At 72.3% G+C, this 256-nt stretch carries 1 pseudogene; it reads right to left on the bottom strand.

Annotated elements, in window-relative coordinates:
* Positions 1 to 256, bottom strand: a pseudogene (locus KVT32_RS30630) (hypothetical protein); the annotation flags it as partial.

Here is a 256-nt window from a genome sequence, read left to right as displayed (position 1 = left end):
TGCAGTTCCTTCTTGCCGCCGGCGACAGCCGCGATCTGGGCTTCCTGCGGCAGCTGGGCGACATTCGCCGCGGCGCTCAGCGAGATGGTGCCGGCGCGCACGGCCTCGACCAGTTGCGGCGCGGCCGCCTTCTGGATCCGCTCGATCTGGCTGATCGTATTGCTCGACACGCGCGCCGCCTTGGCCACCTCCTCGCGCGTGTTCCAGGGCGGCGGCGGACGCGAGTCCATGTCGTCCGGCGTCGGCGCGGGCGGCT

The sequence above is a fragment of the Achromobacter sp. GbtcB20 genome, assembly GCF_019091095.1.
In the GTDB taxonomy this organism is placed as follows: domain Bacteria; phylum Pseudomonadota; class Gammaproteobacteria; order Burkholderiales; family Burkholderiaceae_B; genus Achromobacter; species Achromobacter mucicolens.
This window is presented reverse-complemented; position numbering and strand designations above follow the sequence as displayed.